At 54.9% G+C, this 17,417-nt stretch carries 15 protein-coding genes and 1 pseudogene; 8 read left to right on the top strand and 8 right to left on the bottom strand.

Going from position 1 to position 17,417, the window contains the following annotated elements; genetic code table 11:
- Window positions 1-80: 80 nt before the first annotated feature.
- Window positions 81-815 carry an RNA methyltransferase gene (locus tag BCA33_RS11545; protein ID WP_071265978.1) on the bottom strand — a complete coding sequence of 245 codons (735 nt, stop codon included), beginning with the start codon at window positions 813-815 and terminating at the stop codon, window positions 81-83.
- Window positions 812-2,449: an NAD(P)/FAD-dependent oxidoreductase gene (locus BCA33_RS11540; protein ID WP_071265976.1), complete on the bottom strand. Its 1,638-nt coding sequence runs from the start codon at window positions 2,447-2,449 to the stop codon at window positions 812-814. Before BCA33_RS11540 ends, BCA33_RS11545 begins: the two co-directional genes overlap by 4 nt.
- Before the next feature lie 186 nt (window positions 2,450-2,635).
- On the opposite strand from BCA33_RS11540, the gene rlmE reads away from it, so the two are divergent.
- The gene (gene rlmE, locus BCA33_RS11535) at window positions 2,636-3,256 is read left to right on the top strand and encodes a 23S rRNA (uridine(2552)-2'-O)-methyltransferase RlmE (RefSeq protein WP_071265974.1); all 621 of its coding nucleotides are present in this window, start codon (window positions 2,636-2,638) and stop codon (window positions 3,254-3,256) included.
- Between the two features lie 73 nt (window positions 3,257-3,329).
- Here the strand turns inward: rlmE and BCA33_RS11530 are convergent, their stop codons facing one another.
- The 3 genes from BCA33_RS11530 to BCA33_RS11520 all read right to left on the bottom strand — a co-directional run bounded on the left by BCA33_RS11530 (window position 3,330) and on the right by BCA33_RS11520 (window position 6,286).
- The gene (locus BCA33_RS11530) at window positions 3,330-4,487 is read right to left on the bottom strand and encodes an iron-containing alcohol dehydrogenase (RefSeq protein WP_071265972.1); all 1,158 of its coding nucleotides are present in this window, start codon (window positions 4,485-4,487) and stop codon (window positions 3,330-3,332) included.
- Between the two features lie 101 nt (window positions 4,488-4,588).
- On the bottom strand, window positions 4,589-5,170 hold the full coding sequence (locus tag BCA33_RS11525) for a TetR/AcrR family transcriptional regulator (RefSeq protein ID WP_071265970.1): 582 nt from the start codon (window positions 5,168-5,170) through the stop codon (window positions 4,589-4,591).
- A gap of 69 nt (window positions 5,171-5,239) precedes the next feature.
- Window positions 5,240-6,286 carry a histone deacetylase family protein gene (locus BCA33_RS11520; protein WP_071265968.1) on the bottom strand — a complete coding sequence of 349 codons (1,047 nt, stop codon included), beginning with the start codon at window positions 6,284-6,286 and terminating at the stop codon, window positions 5,240-5,242.
- A gap of 158 nt (window positions 6,287-6,444) precedes the next feature.
- Between BCA33_RS11520 and BCA33_RS11515 the strand changes: the two genes are divergently transcribed.
- From BCA33_RS11515 to BCA33_RS11505, 3 genes are all read left to right on the top strand, one after another.
- Window positions 6,445-6,735, top strand: coding sequence for an encapsulin-associated ferritin-like protein (locus tag BCA33_RS11515; protein ID WP_071265966.1), 291 nt, complete (start codon window positions 6,445-6,447; stop codon window positions 6,733-6,735).
- Window positions 6,736-6,750: 15 nt separating this feature from the next.
- Window positions 6,751-7,479, top strand: coding sequence for an SGNH/GDSL hydrolase family protein (locus BCA33_RS11510; protein ID WP_071265964.1), 729 nt, complete (start codon window positions 6,751-6,753; stop codon window positions 7,477-7,479).
- Between the two features lie 94 nt (window positions 7,480-7,573).
- Entirely contained in the window at window positions 7,574-9,100 is a 1,527-nt protein-coding gene (locus BCA33_RS11505) for an NAD(P)/FAD-dependent oxidoreductase (protein WP_071265962.1), read from the top strand.
- 39 nt (window positions 9,101-9,139) lie between these two features.
- Here the strand turns inward: BCA33_RS11505 and BCA33_RS11500 are convergent, their stop codons facing one another.
- Complete coding sequence (locus BCA33_RS11500) at window positions 9,140-10,207, bottom strand: transporter substrate-binding domain-containing protein (RefSeq protein WP_071265960.1); 1,068 nt, start codon at window positions 10,205-10,207, stop codon at window positions 9,140-9,142.
- 188 nt (window positions 10,208-10,395) lie between these two features.
- On the opposite strand from BCA33_RS11500, the gene BCA33_RS11495 reads away from it, so the two are divergent.
- Window positions 10,396-10,851: a DUF302 domain-containing protein gene (locus BCA33_RS11495; RefSeq protein WP_071265958.1), complete on the top strand. Its 456-nt coding sequence runs from the start codon at window positions 10,396-10,398 to the stop codon at window positions 10,849-10,851.
- 97 nt (window positions 10,852-10,948) lie between these two features.
- Here the strand turns inward: BCA33_RS11495 and BCA33_RS11490 are convergent, their stop codons facing one another.
- The gene (locus tag BCA33_RS11490) at window positions 10,949-12,088 is read right to left on the bottom strand and encodes a DcaP family trimeric outer membrane transporter (protein WP_071265956.1); all 1,140 of its coding nucleotides are present in this window, start codon (window positions 12,086-12,088) and stop codon (window positions 10,949-10,951) included.
- Window positions 12,089-12,284: 196 nt separating this feature from the next.
- Complete coding sequence (locus BCA33_RS11485; RefSeq protein WP_071265954.1) at window positions 12,285-13,286, bottom strand: LysR family transcriptional regulator; 1,002 nt, start codon at window positions 13,284-13,286, stop codon at window positions 12,285-12,287.
- Window positions 13,287-13,510: 224 nt separating this feature from the next.
- Here BCA33_RS11485 and BCA33_RS11480 point away from each other — a divergent pair, with 224 nt between their 5' ends.
- The 3 genes and pseudogenes from BCA33_RS11480 to BCA33_RS11470 all read left to right on the top strand — a co-directional run bounded on the left by BCA33_RS11480 (window position 13,511) and on the right by BCA33_RS11470 (window position 17,373).
- Entirely contained in the window at window positions 13,511-14,671 is a 1,161-nt protein-coding gene (locus BCA33_RS11480; protein WP_175469765.1) for a hypothetical protein, read from the top strand.
- Between the two features lie 304 nt (window positions 14,672-14,975).
- Window positions 14,976-16,135, top strand: a pseudogene (locus BCA33_RS11475) (acyl-CoA dehydrogenase family protein).
- Window positions 16,136-16,149: 14 nt separating this feature from the next.
- Complete coding sequence (locus BCA33_RS11470; RefSeq protein WP_071265952.1) at window positions 16,150-17,373, top strand: CaiB/BaiF CoA-transferase family protein; 1,224 nt, start codon at window positions 16,150-16,152, stop codon at window positions 17,371-17,373.
- Window positions 17,374-17,417: the final 44 nt, after the last annotated feature.

The following is a 17,417-nucleotide window of genomic DNA, read 5'->3' as shown; positions in this document are numbered from 1 at the left end:
TTCGATCATCGCCAATTAGCAAGCTACAGGCAATGACGATAACCACCAGACTGATTGCCGAAATGAATCAGATCTGGCGTTCAGGTACGTCGAACCAACTCATAAGCACACATGTTGACGGCTGAGGCCAGGTTAAGGGATTCGATCTCGCCGTTGCCCACAATGGTGTAAGGCGTTGCAGCCAGCTGGATCAGCGCTTCTTGCGGTACGCCTCGGGCTTCGTTCCCAAACAGATAGCAGTCGTGGTGGCTGAAAGATTCTGCTGTCAGCTTGTCACCGTTCAGGTCGAGACAAGCCACGGAGCTATAGCGGTTACTCACGCAGGTCAGCGGCACCTCGGTTTCAATCGGCAGATGGAAAATCGCACCCATGCTGGCACGAACGACCTTGGGGTTGTAAGGATCGACGCTGCCGGGGCTCAGCAGGCAACGAAAGCCGCCAAACCAAGCCAGTGTGCGCAAAATGGTTCCGAGATTGCCGGGGTCCTGAACCTCGTGTAGGTAAATCGCTTTTTCGCCGGGCTCCGCGCCGGGCTTAATGTCGCTGTCCGGTATGGGCACCACGGCCAGGATGCCTTGGGGCGTGCGGGTATCGGCAAGCTGGGCCATCTGGCGCTCGTTCACGTGATGGGTTTTGAAGGGGCTTTGCCAATGTTCATACGCACCGGTTACATACAGCTCAGAAGCCTTCAGCGCAGGCTGGCGATCTGCGGCTTTCTGTAGCTCCAGCACCAGATGTTCACCTTCAACCAGATAGTGGCCCAGTGCCTGCCGGTATTTCTTCTGGTGCAGCTTTTTGATGTTGTCCAGCTTCACGATGGGGTTCCGCTTTTAGTGTCGAGGTCTTCCAGCATGGCCATTGCCAGGGCCTGGGCAACCTTGATGCCGTCCACACCCGCCGAGAGAATGCCGCCCGCATAGCCTGCGCCTTCGCCTGCCGGGTAAAGGCCTCGGGTATTCAGGCTTTGCAGGCTGGTGCGGTCCCGGGTGATGCGCACCGGAGAGGAGGTGCGGGTTTCGATGCCGGTGAGGATCGCGTCCTTCCGGTCGAAGCCCCGGATCTGTTTGCCGAACGCCGGCAGGGCTTCGCGGATGGCATCGATGGCGTACGCAGGCAGGGAAGGCGCGAGGTCGCCCAGCTTGATGCCGGGCTTGTAGGAGGGCTCGACGTCGCCTAATTCGGTGGAAGGTTTGCTTTTGATGAAATCCCCCACCAACTGGGCGGGGGCGCAATAATCACTGCCGCCGAGCGTATAGGCCAGGGATTCCAGGGTTTCCTGAAACTCCACACCGGCCAGCGGGCCGCCGGGAAAGTCTTCTTCGGGGTGTACAGCCACCACAATGCCGGCATTGGCGTTGCGTTCGTTGCGGGAATACTGGCTCATGCCATTGGTGACGACCCGCCCAGGTTCTGAAGTTGCCGCCACTACCGTGCCTCCCGGGCACATGCAAAAACTGTACACCGCACGCCCGTTGCGGGCGTGGTGCACCAGTTTGTAGTCTGCCGCCCCCAGAGCGGGGTGGCCGGCGTATTTGCCCAGACGGGCGTTGTCGATGAGCGATTGTGGGTGTTCGATGCGGAAGCCAATGGCAAAGGGCTTGGCTTCGATAAACACCTGATTCCGTTGCAGCATGCGAAAGGTATCGCGGGCGCTGTGGCCGAGGGCGAGCACGACATACCGGCTGTTCAGGCGCTCGCCGCTGGCTAACTCCACACTGTCAACGCGGCCATCGCGGATGCGCAGGTCAGTGACTTTGCTTTCAAAGCGGATCTCGCCGCCAAGCCGGGCAATTTCCTCGCGCATGGTGGCGACCACACCGGTTAGCCGGAAGGTTCCGATATGGGGCTTGCTCACATACAGGATTTCTTCCGGCGCACCCGCCTGGATAAACTCGTGCATGACCTTGCGGCCAAAGAACTTCGGATCCTTGATTTGGCTGTATAGCTTGCCGTCCGAGAACAGGCCCGCGCCGCCTTCACCAAACTGAACGTTGGATTCCGGCGACAGCTGTTTTTTGCGCCACAGCGCCCAGGTGTCCTTGGTGCGCTGGCGCACGTCCGTGCCGCGCTCCAGCACAATAGGCCGGAACCCCATCTGGGCCAGGATCAGGGCGGCAAACAGGCCACAGGGGCCGAATCCGATCACGATCGGCCGTTCAGTGAGGCCAGCGGGAGCCTGTGCGACCGGGTAATAACCGGTATCTGGCGCCGGCCGTACATGCTGGTCTTTTTCAAAGCGGGCCAGAATGGCGTCTTCGTTTCGAGCGCTCAGATCCACGATGTAAACGAATTTGATCTCACTGTTCTTCTTGCGGGCATCGTAGCTGCGCTTGAACACGGTGAAGTCCGCCAGGTCGGCGTCGTCGATGCCCAGTCGCTCAAGGATAGCGGCCCTCAGGGCGCTTTCGGGATGGTCCAGCGGCAACGCCAGCTCGGTTAGGCGGATCATAAAATGTCCTGCGCGGCTTTGGCCGCCGATGGCGGGTTAGGTGCCGAGTATAAGGGGATCGAAAAATGTTGCGGCAATTGTACGTGCGCTTTAAGCGGTTGTCAGGGTTTTGCCGGGAGAGGGCGCGACACGTACAATGGAGCGTTGATTGCTCCCGTTATTGACCTCCGTTTGTGAAGAGTTCCTATGGCACGTTCCAAAAGCAGTGGCCGCTGGCTTGATGAGCACGTAAACGACCCCTTCGTGAAACAGGCGCAGGTAGATGGTTATCGCTCTCGGGCCAGCTATAAGCTTCTTGAAATCAACAAGAAAGACAGGCTGATTCACCCCAATATGGTGGTGATGGATCTCGGCTCTGCGCCGGGTGGCTGGTCGCAGGTGGCCATTAACCTGGTTGGCCACAAGGGCAGGGTGCTGGCTTCCGACATTCTGCCAATGGATGCCATTGCCGGGGTAGAGTTTGTTCAGGGCGACTTCACAGAAAATTCGGTGTTTGAATCCATCATGGAGGCGCTCGGCGATAGCCGTGTGGATGTGGTGATATCTGATATGGCGCCAAATATCAGTGGGGTTACGGTGTCTGATCAGGCGTCTTCCATGTACTTGGTGGAACTGGCGCTGGATATGGCCAGCCAGGTGCTCAAACCCAAAGGCAGCTATGTGGCCAAGGTGTTTCAGGGCGAAGGCTATGATGAGTACTTGAAAGCCGCCAGAGAGGTATTCGATAAGGTGGTGGTGCGCAAGCCGGATTCATCTCGGGCCCGCTCCCGGGAAGTTTACATAGTTGGCAAGGGTTTCAAGGGCTGAGTTTGCGGTTTTCTGAGCAAAAAAAGGGGGCACCTGCAATTGCCAGGGCCCCGCAAAAGGACAAGGTTTTGGCTTACAGGCTTGCTTGAAGTACCCGGCGGCACATATCTGGTGTTACATCACCGTGCTCGCCAAGAGCCGTCATGCCGTGGCTTTCCAGGCTTTTGATCAACGGCTCTATGTGTTCTTCGCCAAGATCGTAGTCGCCAAGGCGGGTTTTAACGCCGAGCGACTCAAAGAACTGCTGGGTCTTGGCAATAGCTGCGTCGGCTCTCTCCTCAGCGCTTCCATCCCGAATACCCCAAACGCGTTCGCCGTACTGCACCAATTTGTCGAGCTTGGATGCCTTGCGCTCACGCAGCATCGACGGCAATACAATGGCCAGGGTCTGGGCGTGATCAAGGTTATGCAGGGCGGTCAGCTCATGGCCCAGCATGTGGGTGGCCCAATCCTGAGGTACACCACTGCCAATCAGGCCATTCAAGGCCAGCGTCGCGGTCCACATCAGGCTGGCTCTAACCTGGTAGTTATCGGGTTCGGCCAGGGCCTGCTCTCCGATTTCGGTCAGTGTCAGTAGCAGGCCTTCTGCAAAGCGATCCTGTACTGGCGCTTGGGCCGGGTAGGTCAGGTACTGCTCCATCACATGAACGAAGGCATCCACAACACCATTGCCAACTTGGCGTAGCGGCAGGGTGTAGGTTTTTGTGGGATCAAGTATTGAGAACTGCGGGAACACAAAATCACTGTGGAACGGCAGTTTTGCCTTTAGCGACCGGCGAGTGACCACCGCGCCTTTGTTCATCTCAGAACCGGTGGCAGGCAGGGTCAACACGGAGCCAAAGGGCAGGGCGCGTTCAATGTTGCTGCCGCCTTTGAGCAAAATATCCCACTCGTCGCCCTCAAAAATGGCGGCAGCAGCCACAAACTTGGTGCCATCGATCACCGACCCGCCGCCTACAGCGAGCAGAAAATCTATGTTCTGTTCGCGCACTTGAGCCACGGCTTTCATCAGGGTCTCGAAGCTAGGATTCGGCTCAATGCCGCTAAACTCTGTAACCTGGCGGTCGCCAAGAGCCTGGGTGACTTCACCTAAAGTGCCAGTGCGGCGGGCGCTTTCGCCACCGAACAGCACGAGCACCTTGGCGTCTTTGGGCACCAGTTGGTCGAGCTCGGCAATTTTGCCTTCGCCAAAGGCAATGCGGGTCGGGTTGTAAAAGTTGAAGTTGTTCACGTGGAATCCTTGGTGTTTAGTCTGTAAGTTTAAAATAGACCGGTCGTCTAGTTTTTAAGCGAAAAAATAAGGCCTTGCGCCCGTGGCTCATACATTACGTTTTAGTGTGTGATCAGTGTCTTGGTGCAAGCCATGGCGTACGCCATGTGCTTATCGTCCCGATGCAGTTTGGTTAACAAACTTGCACCCAGCCAAAGTTGGTACAGGCTGGTGGCCAGTTGCCGGGCGTTCTGGTCGCGGATGGAGCCTTCTGCAATCGCAGCCTCAACGCACTGGGTGATACCGCCGATAATCTGGCCAGTACCATCCTTGAGTGTCAGGCGCATGGCTTCTGACAAATCGGCCACTTCCGCGCTGAGCTTAACCACTAAGCAGTCCTTAAGGCCTGCAGGGCCACAGTACTGTTGCTGCCAATTGCTCCAGTAGCTCATCAGTCGATCCAGTGCTGGTTGGCTGCTATCACTGAAGCGTTCGCTCAGGTTTTCCATGTAACCGACAAAATAATCTTCCAGCACCGCTTGGCCAAAACTCTCTTTCGACCGAAAGTAGTGATAAAACGAGCCTTTCGGCACACCCGCCTGTTGGAGAATAGTGCTCAATCCAACCGAGCTGAAGCCTTGCATCGCGAGAATTTCGCGACCAGTGGTCAGTAGGTGTTGGCAGGTGTCTTGATGTCGATTCATGGCGCAATGATAAAGATGATTAGACCGGTCGTCTAGTAGTTGTTATCCCTTATCTTCTATTTTTTGCTGTCAAAGCTCTTCGTTTGATACTTTCCCTTCGAATCCTTGCATCACATTTACGGCATTGACGCCAATGGCATCGACGTCGTAACCGCCTTCCATGGTGAACACCGTAGGCAGCCCGAGCTGTTCAATACGCTTGCCCAGAGACAAATAATCCGTCGATTTCAGCTTAAAGAATGAAATGGGATCCTCCTCAAAAGTGTCTACGCCCAAGGCAATAACCAAAGCGCCTGGGTGGAATTCTGCAATGCGCAGACAGGCGGTCTCAAGCCCTTTGCTCCACTCGCTGTAAGGCGTTCCCGGAGGATAAATAATGTTGAGGTTGTAGCCTTCTCCTTCGCCTTCACCGATTTCATCTTCAAAACCAAGAAAGTGCGGGAATACCAAATCTGGATCCCCGTGCAGGCTGATGGTCAGTACATCACTTCGATTGTAGAAAATGGCTTGAGTGCCGTTGCCGTGGTGAAAGTCCACATCAAGGATGGCAACCCGTTCGTAGCCTTGATCACGAAACGCCTGCGCAGCAATGGCAGCGTTGTTGAAGAAACAGTAGCCGCCGAAAAGATCGGCATGGGCGTGATGGCCGGGCGGGCGACACAGGGCAAAGGCGGCCCGTTCGCCATTGGCTACCAGTTTTTGGGCCGTAAGCGCCACGTTGGCAGAGGCGCAGGCCGCTTCCCAGGTGCCATCAGAAATGGAGGTCTCAGCCGCAAAGCTGAAGTAGCCCAGGCGACCGTCTATGTCTTTGGGCATACGGGGCCGCATGCCACGGCCACACCAGACAGCGGGAATGGCCTCCCCCGGCTTGCCTTCGGCCACCCAGTCGGACCAGCAGTGCTCAAGAAACTCCACATAATCTGATGTATGTACACGCTTTACGGGTTTCAGGCCAAACTCTTCAGGTTCAATCACGTCACCCAGGGTTTGTGATTTCACTCGAGCCAGAATGGTTTCCGCCCGGGATGGTTTTTCATGGGGTTCGATCAGAATGCCGCCATCCAGCTCGGTTTTTACGGAGCGGCGGCTGTGCAGTGGTGAGAAAACGGTTTTCATGGAGTGCATACCTGGATCGGCTTGGCACCTGACTTTGCCATAGCTTGTGCAGCGGTTCAAACGAAACCAGAGTGTTTAAGCCGTGCGTTATGGGCTATTGTCAAAGTGTGCCACTGTGCTAAAAATACCCCGATAACCAACAGATAAAGGATGTTTTTATGGCGAACGACAGTTACCACGAGCCGGTAGGCGAATTGACCGATGACACCCGCGATATGCACCGTGCCGTTAGCTCTCTGATGGAGGAGTTTGAAGCGGTAGACTGGTACAACCAGCGTGTGGATGCCTGCAAAGATCCCGAGCTGAAAGCGATTCTTGAGCACAATCGCGATGAGGAAAAGGAACACGCGGCTATGGTGTTGGAATGGATTCGCCGCAAGGATCCTATTATGGACAAGCACCTGCGGGAATTCCTGTTCACCGAAGGCCCAATTGGCCACCACGACTGACTGAGCGTAAACACAATGTTGTACCCGTTGTCGACGCTTGCGCTGGCGCCGGTTCTTATTTGCCAGGGGCGTTATGTGCGCCGGGTCACGCCGCGTTTGCCAGAACCCGAGGGCGAGCGCCAGGGCACCGCTGGGAATGGGCCGGAACTTCGGTTGCTAATCCTGGGTGATTCCGCCGCTGCGGGTGTGGGTGTAAGCAACCAGCAGGATGCGCTGGCGGGCCAGTTGGTTCGGGAGCTGGCCAAGGATTATTGTGTGACTTGGGGTTTGCTGGCTGAAACCGGCCGCACGGCGGCGGAGGTTCTGGCCGCCCTCGGCGCAGCACCGAAAGCTCACTACGACGTCGTACTCGTGTCCTTAGGTGTTAACGATGTAACTGGCCGCACCAGCACTGGCCAATGGCTATCGGTTCTGAATGAGCTGTCAGATCGGTTAATAAATAGCATGGGCGCCACCCGCGTTCTTTTTACTGCCATTCCCCCAATGCACCTTTTTCCAGCGTTGCCGCAGCCTCTGCGCTGGTATCTGGGTATGCGGGCCAGGCAGCTGAACACGTTGATGGAAAACCTTTGCAACGACGGGGCTTATGGGGAGGATAGCCTGGAATATCTTTGCGTTTCTTTCCCCCTGGAACCGGGTTTTATGGCTGCAGACGGCTTTCATCCTGGCCTGGACGCCTATCGACTATGGGCAGAACACTCTGCTGCGGCTATTCGCAAACTGGCCCAAACAACAGTCGCCTGAGACCGTGCAGGCCAATTTCCCACGATACCCGGCTGCGCTATCTTGATTCCCAACGCGTTAGCATAATAACGACAGTGGATTCGAGAGGCGGGTTATGAGCGAACAGCATTTTGACGTACTAATCATCGGAGCCGGGGTGTCGGGCATTGGTATGGCCTGCCATTTGAAGCGGGAGTGCCCGGGCAAGTCCTTTGCCATCCTGGAACGGCGTCAGTCCCTTGGTGGTACCTGGGACTTGTTCCGCTACCCGGGAATTCGGTCTGACTCTGACATGTTTACCTTTGGCTACAACTTTCGCCCGTGGACCGGTGGCAAGGTGCTGGCGGATGGTGCGTCCATCAAAAACTACGTGAGTGAAACCGCCAAAGAAAACGACGTTGAACGGCATATTCGCTATGGCCTTGCTGTAAAAACGGCAGATTGGTCCAGCATTGATAAGTGCTGGAAACTGACAGCCGTGAATGAAGCGACCGGTAAAAGCGAACACTATACGGCCAGCTTTATAGTTGGCTGCACTGGCTACTACAACTACGATCAGGGCTATAAGCCGGATTTTCCCGGCGAAGCGGATTTCAAAGGCCAGGTGGTACATCCGCAGCATTGGCCGGAGGGTTTGGAATATACCGGTAAGAAAGTGGTGGTGATTGGCAGTGGGGCAACCGCGATAACTTTGGTGCCTACCATGGCGGAGAAGGCTGGCCACGTAACCATGCTGCAACGCTCACCGACTTATCTGATGCCCCTGCCGTCGACAGACAAAGTCACACTCGGCCTGCAGAAGGTGCTGCCCGCCAAGGCTGCTTACCGGCTGACCCGGGCGCGTAATATTACGATCTCCCGGTTTCTTTATCAGCGCTCTCGCAAGAGCCCAAAAGCCATGCGCCGTCTGTTTCTTGGCATTATTAAGCGCCAGGTGGGTGATCAAACTGATATGCGCCATTTTACGCCAGTCTATGACCCCTGGGATCAGCGCCTGTGCGTGGTGAAAGACGGCGACCTGTTCGGCGCATTGAAAGCCGGCAGGGCGTCCATCGCAACCGATCATATTGAGCGCTTCACCGAAACCGGTATTCGCTTGAAGTCTGGTGAGCACCTGGATGCGGACATTATCGTTCCTGCCACTGGCTTGGATATTCAGATGCTTGGGGGCATCAAGCCGAAGGTGGATGGTCAGGAAGTGGTTCTGAAGGACAAGGTTGTCTACAAAAACGTGATGGTCGAAGGCGTACCCAACGCGGGTATGATCTTTGGTTACACTAATATCTCCTGGACCCTGAAAGCGGATATTGCCAGCGAATACATGTGCCGCCTGATCAACCATATGGATCGGCACGGGCTGCGCGTGGCGGTCGCCAAAGACAGCGAGAATAGCCTCGGCGAGGATACGGTAATGGGGTCACTGGACGCGGGTTACATCAAGCGTGCGGCGGATCGCCTGCCGCGCCAAGGCACTCACGGCCCCTGGAAAGCTTCGCAGAACTATCTGGAAGACGTGAAAGTTTTGCGGTTTGATCCGATTGAAGATGGCTACATAGAGTTCGATGGCAGGAAATCCAAGGCCCGTCGAAACGAGCCGCGTGGTTTTCTCCGGCCTTTGCGCTCGGCTCTATTTGGCTCATGAGCAACGCCAGGGGCGCAGCCTGGCTGCGCCCCTAAAGGTTTAGTCCTTGCCCAGATAGGTCGCCCGGATACCCGCCCAGCTGTCGTCTTCAGTCACCCGAAGAATCTGTTGCGAGATCTGTGCCCGAAGCGGGCTGGCGTCTGGCAGTGCCAAGGCGTATAGCTGCTGCGCAAATACACCGGGAAGTACCGTGAGCTTTTGCTTGCCCAACTGCAGGTTTCGATACTGCATCAGGGCGCGGTCGTACACGATGGCGTCTGTTTTGCCATTGATTACCGACTCCATGGCCGATGTGAGATCCGGATACGTCTGGTAACGGATCCTCTCATCTTCAAGGTAGCGCTGGCTTGCCGTGTTGGAAATCGTTGCAATGACCTTACCTGGCAGGTCACTCGTGCCTTGAATGCCAGTGCGCAGGTTGCTTACGGTCAGCGAGGTGGTAATCGCAGCGGTGAAGCTGGCGACCATGATCAAGCCCGCGAACATCCAGATCAGACCGATTAGCCGGCCCGCAAGCGATACGGGCGCTTTGTCACCGTAGCCAACTGTGGTCATAGTGACGGCGGCCCACCAAAAGCTGGAGCCGATACCCTCGGCTGCGGAGCCTCCGAACTGTTCTGGGTTGCGGCGCCGTTCAACCAGCCACAATAAGAAGCCCACGACCAACAGCAGTGCGCCCAGTGCGAGAACTGCGCTTAGGAACTGCCAACTAACAAAGGCCTTCAGGCTGGCAAACAGGCTTTGTTCAGGTACCTGTGGTACAGCAATAGATAGCCCTGTCTGATAAAAGGGGTGAGTGAAATCAAAAAGAGCCTCCCGATCCGCTGTCATGGTCAGAGCGCCAACAGCAACGTCGATATCACCGTTTTCAACGGCGCCGAGAAGCTCATTAAAGCTCATGGGCACCCATTCAAACTCTCGCCCCATACCCTCGGCAACATCTTCCCAGAGGTCGATGCTGATCCCTTCCCAGCGCCCATCTTCCGTTTGCATTACAAAAGGTGGAACCTTGGTGATGCCGACTTTTAAAGGCTGCTCCTGAGCATGAATCTGGCTGGACATACCCAGAGCGAGTAGAAAAATACAGGATAAAATTCGTGTAAGCATAGCGGTTTGTGGCCCATGGGCTGGGCTGCGCTCCTTGTTGGCGGTCTTGGTTAATAGCGAGACATGTTTCTTATACGTAATAACGCGTAGATGGATCAGAACAAACTCCCGATTTGTTATCTGGCTCCCGCAGCAGGGCTTGAGTAGTCTATTATGAGATTCACATTTCATATTAGAGGACACGTTCCATGAGCGCTTTCAGGATGATTGCCTTACCCCTCATTTTATCGCTTTGTTCGGGCCTTGCTATGGCTGCAGACGGACTAATCGCCGTTAAAAGTAATCATAGCGTAGTGACTACAGCGGATAAACTTGAAGCTGCCTTGAACGAAAAGGGTATGAAAATTATGAACCGGATCGATCACGCGGCGGGAGCTGAATCCGCAGGTATGGATCTGCGGCCAACCGAGCTCGTGATTTTTGGCAACCCCAAGGTAGGTACGCCTCTGATGCAGTGTGCGCAGAGTGTTGCGGTAGATCTTCCGCAAAAGGCGCTGATATGGGAAGACGAGAATGGCCAGGTATGGCTGGGCTATAACGATCCGGAGTACCTGAAGGCCAGGCATGCTATTGAAGGCTGTGATGCGGTTGTGAAAAAAGTGAGCAGCGCGCTGGCGGGTTTTGCTAAGGCTGCAACTCGCTGACACGCTGTTCTGAAGGTTACGGAAAAGGTAATAACCAGGCAGCCAGCGAGAGTTTAGCTGCCTGGTCTATCGTAGCGAAGGGTTAGCTAGTGGGGTATCAGAAGTTGTATTGCGCAGCGAACATCAAGCGATTGGCATCGCCATCATCGCCGTTCACTTTCTTCACTTCGTAGCGTCCATACTCTACTCCCAGCATAACGCTTTTCACCGGGCTCCACTTGTACGTCAGAAAGGCGTTGGTATTGCGTTCGTGCTTATCACCAACGCTCAAAGCATCGTCCACTGCATCGTCCCAGTCCATGGTTACCACGCCGTATACCGCGCTGAGTGCACCCGGGCCAATCTTGATGGTGGTGCCCAGGTTGGCACTGTAACCAACAATGGTTTCTATGCTGTCGTTCTTCAGATAGGCATCTTCACCGTAGTAGTTTGTGCCAGAGCGCCAAAGATAGCCGTTGGCACCATCGGTGTAGTTGGCATTACCTTGAATACTGACGGCATCGGTCACCTGGAATTTAGCCGCGCCAAAGAGAGCATAGCCAATCGACGAGCGGTCTTTGGCGCCGGTGTCGTAACTGACTTCCTGAATCAGTGCAGCAGAAGCAAAGCTCAGTGCGCCCACCTTGTCTTCGTAACGGGCTGTTAGCGTTGGCAAACCGGTTTTGGAGTCTTGCTCCAGGATCTTGGATTTTGGATCTTCTACGGCGAACGAGAAATTGCCGCGGGTGTAACGAACCTGGGCCGTTCTGCTGTAGAGCCCGGCGTGACCTGCCACGCCATCCATTTCCAGAACAGAGGTGTTGCCGACAAAGCTGTTGTAGTTAGACCAGGTGCGCCCCATCAACCAGTTGCCGTATTCGCCGTAGGCATGACGTAGGCGGAGTTCGCCACCGCTGCTACCGCCCCGGAAATCACCCTCTACAGTAACTTGCACGCCAGAGGCCATGGTGGTGCGAACACCCAGGCGGGACTGCACGGCATCGGCTCCGAAGTAACCAGATGCTTCGCTATCTTCCGCGCTTCCCGTGTTGATCTGACTGAAATCGCCAGAACGGGTGCCATTGCTTTTGCTGATATCTTCGTTGATATCATAGGACGCGTTCAGTCGAGCGAAGCCATAGATATCAAACTTGGCGTCATCTGTTTTGATCTCAACTGCGCTGGCAGCATTGGCTAAACCCAGAATCAGGATGCCAGAAAATAGTTTTACTGCGGGGAACCGGGTGTTCTTTGTCATCGTTGGTGCCTTTATCAATGTTATTTTTTCTATTGCCGCAGGGCGGTGGCACCTTATGAACCGGTCATCCTCCGCCTGGATACAATAGGCGGCGGAAAATTATCAGTATGAAATCATTCAGACAATTATCTAAATTGGATCGTGGGTATACCTTAATGTTATAGCTCACCTTGATCATTTAGACGTTGAGGTAAGTTCAGACCTCGGCTAGGCCATAATCGGTCGGTGCACTAAGGCTGTCTAAAGCATTTTTGCCAAATAGAGGCCGTCCTTTCCAAATGCCGTCTTCAACCTGATGGGTAACGTGTTGCATGATGATTTCGGCGAGTTTTAGAGTCGCAAGAGAAGGCGGCAGGTCTCTTGGTGTCACAATGGCCAGGGAACGGTGAAGCTCCGGGGTGCTAATTGGAATTGCTACCACCTCTTTGCGCATGACCATTTCGTACACCGAGGCGTAGGAGAGAACCGTATACCCCAGGCCACGCTTCACCAGATCTGTCATCAGTGGCCAAGCATTGACCTCAATAGCTAGCTGAAGCTTTTTCTGATGTTTCACGGCCTCTTTTTCCAATAGTTCCCTCAATCCGTGCTTTTCCTCAGGCATCACCAGAGGGAGATCAAGCACTTCTTCCAGAGAAATGGTCTGGCGTTTGGCCATTTCACTCATCGGCGGGGATATCAGGCAAAGGCGCTCTTCGATCAAGGGTGTGTGTTGCACATGCTTTTGTTTGCCGTGGTTGTAGGTGATCGCAAGATCCACCCGGTGCTGCGACACCATCTGCTGCAAAGTGCCACTCATGGCGGATTTTACCGACAGCCTGACCCGTGGGTATTTGCGGTGATACTCCTCAATGATGCTCCCGGAAAATGCGTCCGCTGCGGTAGGTAGCATGCCCAGAACAATTTGCCCGGTGACTTCACCAGCTATGGCCGCAATGGATGCCTGGGTGCGTTCCAGATCTTGAAAAATAGTCATGGCTTTTTCGTAAAGCAGTTCGCCAGCAACGGTTAGCGCGACGCCACGACCATGGCGTACGAAGACCTCGGTGTTTAAGGCCTCCTCCATCAAACGGATTTGTCGACTGAGCGCGGGTTGAGCAACGTACAACTTTTCTGAGGCACGGCTGAAACTGCCGACCTTGGCAATCGTCAGAAATGTATTGAGCTGACGAAGGTCGATTTTTAATTGAAAAGACATAGATTGTCCTCGTTCGGAGAGGCATATAAAAATTAGATGGGACATATACAAAGTATATAATAGCGGCATTTTTTTTGGGGTGCTATCGTGCTGGTCAATTATAAAAGCCAGCCACGAGACGACCTTATGAGTAGGATCAACCTGATTGCCGAAAATGAGGGTTTGAGTGGGTTTCGCTATATCTTGGGTGGAGAAAGCGAAGTAGGTGTGCCGGTGTCCCAGTGATGGCAATGACGCTTTCTCGCATACGCTCGGGTCTTGCCTATACGGCTCTGGGTTTTGGCGCGGTGGCGTTTTTGCCAGGTACCTCTTCTGTGGTGGTGTTGCTGGCTTGTGCGGTAATTTTTCTGGGATGGGGCCAGCTGCGCACCGTCGCTCGGGTGATCGCATCATTGATTTTGGTGGTCAGTGTTTTCGCATTGTGGTCGGCGCCCGAGGTTCTCACCAGTGCTGTTCAAAGTATGGCTGGAATCGCAGGTTTGGTTCTCGCGGTGATGCTGCTATCTGCGGTTCTCAGTTCGTCGAAAGACCTAAATACTATTTCCAGGAGCTTATTCAGCGGGCGTTCCGCGACCCGCTATCTGGGGTTAAGTCTTGGTACTGGAGTGCTGGCGATCCCGCTGAATTTTGGGTCTGTAGGGCTTGTGGCCACGATGATCGGGAAACAGGTAGAGAACGTCGGCGATGACGCTGCAACCCGCAATGCGTCGCGCGCCGTTATCCGTGGGTTTAGCGCTTCGCCCATGGGGTCACCCCTGTCGATTGCGGTAGTGATGACGGTCACACTATTGCCGGGCCTTGCCAGTTGGACGCTGCTGGCTTGGAGCATACCGTTCGCCGTTACCTACCTGTTGGTTGGCGTATGGTTCCGCGAGAAAGAAGACACTGTTCCGTCTTCTGTGGCGTCTATGGACGAACATGGCAATGACGATTGCTCTGCGTTCTGGCCCTGGATACGGTTTATCGGCCTAGCGCTGTTTATTACGTTGGAAGCTTATGCGCTTAATACTTTTGCAGGCTTAAAGTACTCCCAGGCAGTGACTTTGAGCTGCCTGACCGTGGTGGTGCTTCACCTTTTGGCCACGCGAATAATGGTGGGCACTGTGGCTCTGCCCTCGATGGCCAATGTGGCCAACGAACTGGCGATCATGGGTGGCGCTTCTTTTCTGGGTGGCGCATTGGCGGTCACAGCGCTGAATTTTCTGGGCTCGGATTTTGCGCTGCCGGGTTGGGGTTACTCGGTCGCTGCGTTTTGTATTCCTTGGTTGTTTTATGTCGGGGGAACCATGGGCGTTAACCCCATCGTAACGGCTACCGTTGTTGGCGGAGTGTTGGGCCTATCTGGCCCGAGGCTTCGTTGGCGGGGCTGGGTATTGCCATGGTGACCGGGTGGGGTATCACCGTCGCCGGCACGCCATATTCCGCCAATGCCCTATTGCTTGAACGGTTCACCGGTTATAGCGCCCGAGTGGCCGCATATCGCTGGAATCTGTCTTATTCGTTTCTCTTTCTGGTGCTAAGTAGCTGCCTGAGTGCAACCGTTGTGCTTGTTTCCTCCTGATTGAGATATCTGAAATCTGAAATGCCTTAGAAGTACCTAATAGCAGCGCTTTTGGGCGTTAGTTTCCAATACATCACTGTTCCTTCCTTGGACAGCTTGGTGATCTCGCAAAAATTATGGAGGCCGTGATGGCACTTGACCAAGAAACTCTGAACCAATTTGTCGACAGTGTTCGCCGTTACGTGCGTGACCGTCTGATTCCTCTGGAGATGCAGGTTGCCGAAGAAGATCTCATCCCCGAGGACGTGATCAGCGAAATGAAAGAGATGGGCCTGTTTGGCTTGTCGATTCCCGAGGAATTTGGCGGCCTGGGTCTGAGTATGGCGGAAGAGGGGGCTATCATTCAGGAAATGGGCTACACCTCGCCGGTGTTCCGATCCACATTTGGCACCAACGTTGGTATTGGCTCCCAGGGTATTGTGATTGATGGCACCCCGGAGCAAAAAGCTCAATACTTACCCAAACTGGCCAGCGGTGAGCTAATCGGATCTTTCGCGCTGACCGAGGCCGATGCCGGTTCGGACGCCGGCTCGGTGATGACCAGTGCCCGTCGCGAGGGCGATGAGTACGTCATCAATGGCAGCAAGCGTTTTATCACAAACGCTACCCGCGCCGGCGTGTTTACGGTGATGGCCAGAACTGGCACCCGTGAAGAAGGTGGTCGTGGCGTTTCAGCCTTCCTGGTAGATGCGACTTTGGCGGGCATTTCTCTGGGTAGCCGGATAAGAAAATGGGCCAAAAAGGCGCGCATACCTGCGACGTCATCTTCGACAATGTGCGAGTTTCGGCCGATGCTCTGATTGGCGGCAAAGAAGGCCAAGGCTTCAAAACTGCAATGAAAGTACTCGACCGGGGCCGGTTGCACATCAGTGCCCTGAGTGTTGGAACCGCCAAGCGCCTGATTGATGAAAGTGCCAGCTACGCCACTCAGCGTAAGCAGTTTGGCACTGAAATCGCCAACTTCCAGTTGGTTCAGGCGATGCTGGCCGATAGCCAGACGGAATATTACGCCGGTAAGTGTATGGTTGAAGCGACCGCGCGGTCTTTTGATGCCGGAGAGTCGACCTCAATGAATGCAGCCAGCTGTAAACTCTATTGTACAGAAATGGTGGGTCGGGTTGCCGATCGCGCTGTGCAGGTACACGGTGGTGCGGGCTATATCAGCGAGTACTGTGTTGAGCGTTTTTACCGCGATGTGCGACTGTTCCGTTTGTACGAGGGCACCTCACAGATTCAGCAATTGGTTATCGCCAAGCAGATGATTCGTAACGCCCAAAACACGCATTAATCCAGGAGTTATTTATGTCCGGTCCATTGTCAGGTATTCGTGTGCTTGATTTGTCCCGCGTTATGGCGGGCCCATGGTGCACCCAGATCCTGGCGGACCTGGGCGCGGAAGTCATCAAAATTGAGCGTCCAGGTTTGGGCGATGACACCCGGCATTGGGGGCCTCCGTGGCTAAAGGATGAGCAGGGCAACCCCACCAAACAGTCAGCCTACTACCTGTCTGCCAACCGGGGTAAACACTCGGTGACGGTGGATATCGGAAGCCAGGAAGGGCAGACCCTGATACGGGAGTTGGCTGTTGAGTGTGACGTGTTGGTCGAGAACTTTAAAACCGGTGGTCTGGATAAAAAAGGCCTGGGTTATGCCGATATGGCCAAGATAAACCCCGGTCTGGTGTACTGCTCTGTTACCGGCTTTGGCCACACCGGCCCAATGGCCAACGACGCCGGCTACGATTATTTGATCCAGGCGCAATCCGGGCTGATGAGCATTACCGGTGTCGCCGATGGGCAGCCCGGAGCCGGGCCCCAGAGGGTCGGCATGGCGGTAGCCGATCTAACCACGGGCATGAACGCAGTCATTGCGATTTTGTCGGCCATTCATCACCGGACCAAAACCGGCGAGGGCCAGCACATCGATATGGCGTTGTTGGATGTACAGGTCAGCTGGCTGGCAAATCAGGCGCTGAATTATTTTTGCAGTGGCAAAGTGCCTGGGCGTACCGGGGAATATCACCCGAATCTTGCGCCTTATCAGCCGTTTCCCACCGAGGACGGCCAAGTGATTATCGCGGTCGGCAACGACGGCCAATTTCAGCGTTTGTGCAAAGCACTGGGCTGTCCGGAAATGGCCGAGGATGTTCGCTTTGCTACCAATCCTCAGCGTGTGCTGCATCGGGAAGAGATGGTTGGCAAAATCTGCGAGCGCACCCGCGCCCGAAGCAGTCGGGAATGGATGGACGATTTGGTGAGTGTTCATGTCCCCTGCGGCCCCATTCAAAACATTGCGGAAGTTTTTGACGACCCGCAGGTGAAAGCCCGCGATATGAAGATTGAGTTGGAGCATCCGCAGTTGGGGAAAGTGCCGGGTATTGCCAATCCGATTAAATTTTCCAAAACCCAGCAAACCTATCGCAAAGCGCCCCCGCTGCTGGGCGAAGACACCGAGTCTGTTCTTCAGCGTTTGCTGAACAAGTCGCCGGAAGATATCGCATTGCTCCGCGCCGGCGGTGTCCTATAGTTCACCCAATTTTTTCTCCATGGACAGGCGCCGAGACCTAAAGC

It is taken from the genome of Marinobacter sp. AC-23 (genome assembly GCF_001858325.1).
Classification (GTDB): domain Bacteria; phylum Pseudomonadota; class Gammaproteobacteria; order Pseudomonadales; family Oleiphilaceae; genus Marinobacter.
Note: the sequence above shows the minus strand (reverse complement) of the source record. Positions and strands in the feature narration are given on the sequence as shown.

What these genes read in the sequence shown, in the direction of transcription:
- BCA33_RS11540 (WP_071265976.1), bottom strand. Translation starts at nt 2,449, where the DNA reads ATGATCCGCCTAACCGAGCTGGCGTTGCCGCTGGACCATCCCGAAAGC.
- rlmE (WP_071265974.1), top strand. Translation starts at nt 2,636, where the DNA reads ATGGCACGTTCCAAAAGCAGTGGCCGCTGGCTTGATGAGCACGTAAAC.
- BCA33_RS11525 (WP_071265970.1), bottom strand. Translation starts at nt 5,170, where the DNA reads ATGAATCGACATCAAGACACCTGCCAACACCTACTGACCACTGGTCGC.
- BCA33_RS11520 (WP_071265968.1), bottom strand. Translation starts at nt 6,286, where the DNA reads ATGAAAACCGTTTTCTCACCACTGCACAGCCGCCGCTCCGTAAAAACC.
- BCA33_RS11515 (WP_071265966.1), top strand. Translation starts at nt 6,445, where the DNA reads ATGGCGAACGACAGTTACCACGAGCCGGTAGGCGAATTGACCGATGAC.
- BCA33_RS11510 (WP_071265964.1), top strand. Translation starts at nt 6,751, where the DNA reads ATGTTGTACCCGTTGTCGACGCTTGCGCTGGCGCCGGTTCTTATTTGC.
- BCA33_RS11505 (WP_071265962.1), top strand. Translation starts at nt 7,574, where the DNA reads ATGAGCGAACAGCATTTTGACGTACTAATCATCGGAGCCGGGGTGTCG.
- BCA33_RS11500 (WP_071265960.1), bottom strand. Translation starts at nt 10,207, where the DNA reads ATGCTTACACGAATTTTATCCTGTATTTTTCTACTCGCTCTGGGTATG.
- BCA33_RS11495 (WP_071265958.1), top strand. Translation starts at nt 10,396, where the DNA reads ATGAGCGCTTTCAGGATGATTGCCTTACCCCTCATTTTATCGCTTTGT.
- BCA33_RS11490 (WP_071265956.1), bottom strand. Translation starts at nt 12,088, where the DNA reads ATGACAAAGAACACCCGGTTCCCCGCAGTAAAACTATTTTCTGGCATC.
- BCA33_RS11485 (WP_071265954.1), bottom strand. Translation starts at nt 13,286, where the DNA reads ATGTCTTTTCAATTAAAAATCGACCTTCGTCAGCTCAATACATTTCTG.
- BCA33_RS11480 (WP_175469765.1), top strand. Translation starts at nt 13,511, where the DNA reads ATGGCAATGACGCTTTCTCGCATACGCTCGGGTCTTGCCTATACGGCT.
- BCA33_RS11470 (WP_071265952.1), top strand. Translation starts at nt 16,150, where the DNA reads ATGTCCGGTCCATTGTCAGGTATTCGTGTGCTTGATTTGTCCCGCGTT.